Annotated in this window: 6 protein-coding genes; 1 reads left to right on the top strand and 5 read right to left on the bottom strand. The window is 72.2% G+C overall.

Going from position 1 to position 6,947, the window contains the following annotated elements:
• Nucleotides 1-526 (bottom strand): ATP-binding cassette domain-containing protein (locus RIN80_RS13435; RefSeq protein ID WP_309095796.1); only part of this gene is annotated, 526 nt, incomplete at its 3' end.
• A 94-nt stretch (nucleotides 527-620) separates the two neighbouring features.
• Between RIN80_RS13435 and RIN80_RS13430 the strand changes: the two genes are divergently transcribed.
• Nucleotides 621-1,190, top strand: a complete 570-nt coding sequence (locus RIN80_RS13430; protein ID WP_309095795.1) for a GNAT family N-acetyltransferase — start codon at nucleotides 621-623, stop codon at nucleotides 1,188-1,190.
• Here the strand turns inward: RIN80_RS13430 and RIN80_RS13425 are convergent.
• The 4 genes from RIN80_RS13425 to RIN80_RS13410 form a co-directional block, all read right to left on the bottom strand.
• Nucleotides 1,179-2,840 carry a TraM recognition domain-containing protein gene (locus tag RIN80_RS13425; protein ID WP_309095794.1) on the bottom strand — a complete coding sequence of 554 codons (1,662 nt, stop codon included), beginning with the start codon at nucleotides 2,838-2,840 and terminating at the stop codon, nucleotides 1,179-1,181. The two genes, RIN80_RS13430 and RIN80_RS13425, sit on opposite strands and share 12 nt — an antisense overlap.
• 17 nt (nucleotides 2,841-2,857) lie before the next feature.
• The gene (locus RIN80_RS13420; protein WP_309095793.1) at nucleotides 2,858-4,267 is read right to left on the bottom strand and encodes an ATP-binding protein; all 1,410 of its coding nucleotides are present in this window, start codon (nucleotides 4,265-4,267) and stop codon (nucleotides 2,858-2,860) included.
• Nucleotides 4,268-4,273: 6 nt separating this feature from the next.
• Complete coding sequence (locus RIN80_RS13415; protein WP_309095792.1) at nucleotides 4,274-5,830, bottom strand: SCO6880 family protein; 1,557 nt, start codon at nucleotides 5,828-5,830, stop codon at nucleotides 4,274-4,276.
• Nucleotides 5,827-6,947, bottom strand: a 1,121-nt coding sequence (locus RIN80_RS13410; RefSeq protein ID WP_309095791.1) for a hypothetical protein, incomplete at its 5' end; no start/stop codon positions are given. The genes RIN80_RS13410 and RIN80_RS13415, both read right to left, overlap by 4 nt.

The raw sequence follows: 6,947 nt of genomic DNA, 5'->3' as shown, positions 1-6,947 counted from the left end.
CCGCGGCGAGGGACTTGAGCAGGGTGCGGATCCACAGGACGCCCTCGGGGTCGAGGCCGTTGACGGGCTCGTCGAGGAGGAGGACGGCCGGGTCGCCGAGGAGGGCGGCGGCGATGCCGAGGCGCTGTCCCATGCCGAGGGAGAAGCCCTTGACGCGGCGGTGGGCCACGTCGGTCAGGCCGGTGAGGCCGAGGACGTGGTCGACGCGGGCGCGGGGGATGCCGTGGGTGTGGGCGAGGGCGCGCAGGTGGTCGTGGGCGGTGCGGCCGGGGTGGACCGAGCGGGCCTCCAGGAGGGCGCCGACCTCGGTCAGGGGCGCGGGGTGGGCGGCGTAGGAGCGGCCGCCCACGGTGGCGTGGCCCCGGGTGGGGGTGTCCAGGCCGAGGAGCATGCGCATGGTCGTGGACTTGCCGGCGCCGTTGGGGCCGAGGAAGCCGGTGACGGTGCCGGGGCGGACGGTGAAGGACAGGTCCGTGACGACCGTCCGGTCGCCGTAGCGTTTGGTCAGTTCGTGTGCGGTCAGCATGGTTCGATGCTGGTGCGTGCGGGGGCGGCGGGCGTCGGACCGGCGGTGGTTATCGGGGTGAGGGGTGTCGTACCGGGGTACTACGGTGGGCCGCATGAGCTATGTGATCCGGTCCGTCCGTGCTGAGGAGTGGCCTGCGGCGAGGGAGTTGCGGCTCGCGGCGCTGCAGGACCCGGTGGCGCACCTCGCCTTCCTGGAGACGTACGAGGAGGCCGTGGCCAAGCCGGACTCCTTCTGGCGGGAGCGGACGGCCGGTGCCGCCGAGGGCGTGGACGCGCGACAGCAGATCATCGCCGAGGGGCCGGACGGGCGGTGGGTGGCGACGGTGACCGTGCTCGTGGAGGAGCCGGGGACGACGGACTGGGCCGGGTTCGCGGTGGAGCGGAAGCAGGGGCACCTGGTCGGTGTGTTCGTGCGGCCCGAGGAGCGCGGGAGCGGGCTGACCGAGGTGCTGTTCGACGCGGCCCTGGAGTGGGCGTGGGGGCGGGGCCTGGAGCGGGTGCGGCTCATCGTGCACGAGGAGAACGGGCGGGCGCAGCGGTTCTACCGGCGGGTGGGGTTCGTGCCCAGTGGGGTGACGGTGCAGCTCGGGGAGTCCGGGGAGCGGGAGTTGGAGTTCGTGCTGGAGCGGGACTCTGTGGGGGCGCCGCTGTCAGACGGGTAGTTCGTCGTGCGGCCAGCGGGCGCGGCCCTGTTCGCGGGAGCGGAGCAGGGCCAGCGTGGGCAGGCCCCGGTCCGCTCCGGTGGCCAGCAGCTCCGGGAGCTGGGGCAGTGGGGCCACGGCCGCGACGTCGTCCAGGACGAGGGTCAGTGGTGGGTCGAGGCGACCGGAGGATGACCGTTCGGCCATGCGCCGGCCGCGCTCGACCACGCTGGAGACGAGGGCCGTCAGGAAGGGCATCGCGCCCGGGTTGGTCCTGGGGTCCTCGATGGATTCACCGACCACATAAAGCGTGCCCCCTTCGTGGACGAAGGAATCCAAGGCGAGGGCATCAGTTCGGTTGGGAGTGCAGGCCTCGCGGATGTTGACGGTGGAGAGCGCGGCGAGGGCCCGGGTGGTCAACTGCTGCGCCACGTCGCGGCGTTCGGGGTGGGCCGTGAGGGCGCCTTCGAGTTCTCCCGCGGAGCCGGGGGCGGCCTTGGGGTTGGTGCGCAGGATGCGGACGGCGTCCTGGATCTGGGTGCCCTGGGACCAGCGGTGGACGTGGCGGATGGTCCGGCCGTCGATGGCGGCGGCGTGCAGGTAGCTCCGCAGGAGGGTGGTGGCGGTGTCGGTGACGGCCTGGTCGAGCTTGGCGGTGGGGCGCACCGGGGTGAGCAGGGCGGTGGCTCTCGTCGCCGCGGTGCGCGGGTCCTCGCAGCCGCTGGTGGGGGACCAGTGGAGGCGGGACGGGGTGTTGCAGAGGTGGGTGGGGTCGTAGAGGTGGGTGGGGCCCAGCTTTGAGCGGGGGTCCTTCGTCTCCTGCCAGAGGGCGGGGTTGGAGGTGACGACCAGGGCGGGGCCTTCCGCGTCGCGGACCGCCTGGGTGGCGGTGGTCTGGCGGGTTTCCCTCGGGGCCACGAGGATCTTCTCCCACCCGCCCACTCGTCCCTGGCCGAACAGGGCGGGCGTGGCCGCCGGGGTGGGGGCCAGGGGCGCGGCCGGCTCCGGCAGGTGCGGGGGCTCGGGGGCGGCGCGGCGGGGCGTGGGTACGTCGTGCTGCGCCGGCGCCGGGGTGGCGTGCGGCGGTGGGGCGGGGGCGTCGTGGTGGGCCCCGGCCGGGGCCGGTGTCCCGTGTGGGGCCGGTGTGCCCGGGTGGGCCGTGGCCGGGGTGGCGTGCTGCGGTGGTGGTTGTTCCCAGGCCGGTGCGCCGTGAGGCGCCGGGGACTGGTGCGGCGGCGTCGGTGTGTTCGTGCCGTGTGCGGCCGCTGTCCGCTCCTCGGGCGGTGTCGTCCGTTCCACCCGGCGTCCCGCCCGGACCGCTCGCCATCTGGCCAGCGTGCCCATCACGAACACCGTCAGGACGATCAGGATCATCAGCTGGCCGATGAGCAGGCCCCAGAACAGGCCGTAGCCGGAGAGGTCGCCGGGGGGTGTGCCGGGCCAGGCGCCGGGGACGTCGTGGGGCTGGGCGATGAGGTGGCGCATGGCCAGGGGCGTGCGGACGAAGGTGACGCCGGACGGCCAGGAGCCGTGGGCGAACAGGCCGGCCAGGCCCGTGGCCGTCCACACCAGCAGGGTCATGCCGAGGAGGAACGCGAGTATGCCGACGAGCAGGCCGTCGGGGATGCCTCCCTGGGTGTCCCGCGGGGTGCGGCGGTCGTCCGGTCTCACGCGTCCCTCCCCTGCGCCTACGCCACCGTCGACTCGGAGTCGCCCACGTGGTGCTCCACGAAGGCCGCGGCCCTCTCCTCCGCCTCGATCTCGGCGGCGCGCAGGGCGTCGTCCGCGAGGTCGGCGGAGGACTGCGTCATCGCGCGGTCGGTGAAGACCAGCGGGCGTTCGGTCTCCGTGACCAGGTGTTTGACGACCTGGACGTTGCCGTTGACGTCCCAGACGGCGATGCCGGGGGTGAGGGTCGGGATGATCTCGACCGCCCAGCGGGGCAGGCCGAGGACCCGGCCGGTGGCTCTGGCCTCGTCGGCCTTCTGGGCGTAGATCGTCCTGGTCGACGCCATCTTCAGGATCGCTGCGGCCTCCTTCGCGGCCGCGCCGTCGACGACGTCGGAGAGGTGGTGGACGACCGCGACGAAGGACAGGCCGAGGCGTCGGCCGAACTTCAGCAGGCGCTGGAACAGCTGCGCCACGAAGGGGCTGTTGATGATGTGCCAGGCCTCCTCGACGAGGAAGATGCGCTTCTTCCGGTCGGGGCGGATCCAGGTGTGCTCCAGCCACACGCCGACGATCGCCATGAGGATGGGCATGGCGATGGAGTTGCGGTCGATGTGGGACAGGTCGAAGACGATGAGCGGGGCGTCGAGGTCGATGCCGACCGTGGTCGGGCCGTCGAACATGCCGCGCAGGTCGCCGTCGACCAGGCGGTCCAGGACCAGGGCGACGTCGAGGCCCCAGGCGCGGACGTCGTCTATGGCGACGTTCATCGCCTCGGCCGACTCGGGCTCGGGGTGGCGCAGCTGCTCGACGATGTCGGTGAGGACCGGCTGGCGGTCGGTGATCGTCGCGTTGACGTAGGCGTGCGCGACCTTGAGGGCGAAGCCGGAGCGCTCGTCCAGGCCGTGGCCCATCGCGACCTCGATGATCGTGCGGAGCAGCGCGAGCTGGCCCGTCGTGGTGATCGCGGGGTCGAGCGGGTTGAGGCGGATCCCCATGTCCAGGGCGGCCATCGGGTCCAGGCGGATGGGGGTTATGCCCAGCTCCTGCGCGATGAGGTTCCACTCGCCGACGCCGTCCTCGCCCTGGGCGTCCAGGACGACGACCTGGCGGTCGCGGAAGCGGAGCTGGCGCAGGACGTACGTCTTCTCCAGCGCCGACTTGCCGTTGCCGGACTCCCCGAGGACCAGCCAGTGGGGGGCGGGCAGCTGCTGGCCGTAGAGCTGGAAGGGGTCGTAGATGTAGCCCTTGCCGGAGTACACCTCGCGGCCGATGATGACGCCGGAGTCGCCGAGGCCGGGGGCGGCGGTCGGGAGGTAGACGGCCTGGGCCTGGCCCGTCGACGTGCGCACCGGGAGCCGGGTCGTCTCGACCTTCCCGAAGAGGAAGGACGTGAAGGCCTCGGTGAGGACGGACAGCGGATCCCGCATCAGGTCCTACCTCCGGATGCCGGTGGCGAAGGGAAGGGTGTTCACGAAGGCTCGGTGGTGCTCGCGGTCGCACCATTCGAGCTTGAGGTACGACTTGCCGGCCGAGGCCCTTATCGTGCGCTTGTCGCGGGCGAGGGCCTCGGGGGAGCGGGAGCTGACGGTGATGTAGCCGACGAGGTTGACGCCGGCGGCGCCGCTGGCGAGGTCCTCGCCGCGCTGGTCGAGCCGGGAGTGGGCGGCCACGTCGCGGGGGTCGACCGTGCGGTTCATCTTGGCGGCGCGGGACGCCTCGGCCTCGTCGTTGGTCTTCTCGGTGAGCATGCGCTCGATGGCGACCTCGGTGGGTTCGAGGTCCATGGTGACGGCGACCGTGCGGATGACGTCCGGGGTGTGGACGAGCAGCGGGGCGAGGAAGTTGACGCCGACGGGGGTCATCGGCCACTCCTTCACCCAGGCCGTGGCGTGGCACCAGGGGGCGCGGGTGGAGGACTCGCGGGTCTTGGCCTGGAGGTAGGTGGGCTCCATGGCGTCCAGCTCGGCCGGCCAGGCGTTGCGCTTGGTCATCGCCTGGATGTGGTCGATCGGGTGGTCCGGGTCGTACATGGAGTGGATCAGCGAGGACAGCCGGCTCTGGCCGAGCGGCTGGCGGACGCGGATGTCGGCCTCCTGCAGGCGCGAGCAGATGTCGGTGAGCTCGCGGGCCATGACGACGGCCAGTCCGGCGTCGCGGTCGACCTTGCCGCCGTGGGCGCGGGCGGCGCGGGCCATGGCGTTGGCCTCGGCGGCGAGGTCGCGGGTGTAGTGCATGCAGGCGACGAGGTAGGCGCGGTGCTGCTCGCTGCTGGTCGACACCATCGACTGGAGCTGGTCGTAGGACTCCTGCAGCCAGGGCAGGGCCCTGTCGTCGCCGCGGACGGCGACGTCCTTGGCGTGGGCGTCCGGGTCGGCGGGGAGGGTGCGGGCCAGCATCTGGATGCGGGTGACGAAGCCGTCGCCGTTGGCCACGTGCTTGAGCAGCGTGCCGAAGCGGTCGACCAGGGCCTCCTGGTCCTCGCTGTCGCGCAGGCCGACGCCGGGGCCCTCGATCTCGATGGCGGCGGTGACGGTCTTGCGGTCGGCGTGCAGCAGGACGGCGATCTCGTCGGGGCCGAAGGGGGCGGAGAGCCAGGTGATGCGGCCGATGCCGGGGGGCGGGCCGACCTCGACCTCGCGGCCGTCGAGCCGGGTGCCGGCCTCGACGGCGGTGGAGCGGTAGGTGGCGCCCCGCTTGAGGGTGCGCTTGTAGCTGCGGTTGATCTCGAACCACTTGTAGAACGTGCGGTGCTTGTACGGAACGTAGACCGCGGCCAGCGCCAGCATCGGGAACCCGGCGAGCAGCACGATGCGCAGGGACAGCACCGGGACGAGGAGTCCGCACATCATGCCGAGGAACGCGCCCACGACGATCAGGGCGATCTCGCCGGTCTCGCGGTTGCGGCCGATGATCGCGTTCGGCCGGGCGCGGCCGATCAGGTATGTCCGGCGGGGCGTGACCGGATGGGACACGTGGGACTCGGTCGTCAACGCCCTTCACCTCCCGTGCGGTTGGTACTGCTGTTGCGGGTGCTGCTGGCGTGGGGTGTGTTGACGGGGCTGCTCGAACGGGGTGCGGGTGCGGCGGAGGGGACAGATCCGCCGCCGCCGTTCGAGGTGCGCGCGCTGTGCGCGGCGACCCCGCCGGATGCGGGGTTGCTGGGGCGGGGGGCGGAGGACTGGCCGCCTCCGCCGTTGTGGTCGGCGCGGGTGCTGTGGGTCTTGATGCCCTGCGCGACGAGGGAGGCCGGGGAGCTGATGACGGCCGCGGCCTTGCTCTCGGCGCCCTGCATGATGCGGTTGTTGCGGGAGCCGGCGATCTCGTCGCCGAAGCCGGGGACGAAGCGGTAGATCATCGCGCTGGCGAAGATGGCGAGCAGGATGATGGCGAGGCCGGAGACGACGGCGGAGAAGGCGTCGGGGCCGTCGTCGGCGGACAGGGCGCCCGCGAGGCCGAGCACGATGACGATGACCGGCTTGATGAGGATGACCGCGATCATGATGCCCGCCCAGCGGCGGACGTGGCCCCACAGGTTCTTGTCGACGAGGCCGGCGTAGACGACGGTGCCGAGCAGGGCGCCGACGTAGAGCAGGGCGGCGCGGATGACGAGCTCCAGCCACAGGACTCCGGCGGCGAGGATGCTGACCAGGGAGACGACGATCAGCATGATCGGGCCGCCGCCGATGTCCTCGCCCTTCTTGAGGGCCTCGGAGAAGGTGCCGAAGAAGGCGTCGGTCTGGTCGCCGGTGGCCTTGGCGAGGACCTCGGTGATGCCGTCGGTCGCGGAGACGACGGTGTAGAGGATCAGGGGGGTGAAGGCGGAGGCGAGGACGGTCAGCCAGAGGAAGCCGATGGCCTCGGACAGGGCGGTGGTCAGGGGCACGCCGCGGACGGCCCGCTTGGCGACGGCCAGGAGCCAGAGCAGGAGCGTGAGGATCGTCGAGGCGGCGAAGACGACGGCGTACTGCTGGAGGAACTTGGGGTTGGTGAAGTCGACGTTGGCGGTCTCCTTCACGGCGTCGCTGAGCTTGTCGACGGTCCAGGCGGCGGCGTCGGCACAGCCCTTGGCCAGGGAGGAGAGGGGGTCGAGGGTGGTGGTGGGGTTGA

This window comes from Streptomyces sp. (assembly GCF_031181705.1).
Classification (GTDB): domain Bacteria; phylum Actinomycetota; class Actinomycetes; order Streptomycetales; family Streptomycetaceae; genus Streptomyces.
This window is presented reverse-complemented; position numbering and strand designations above follow the sequence as displayed.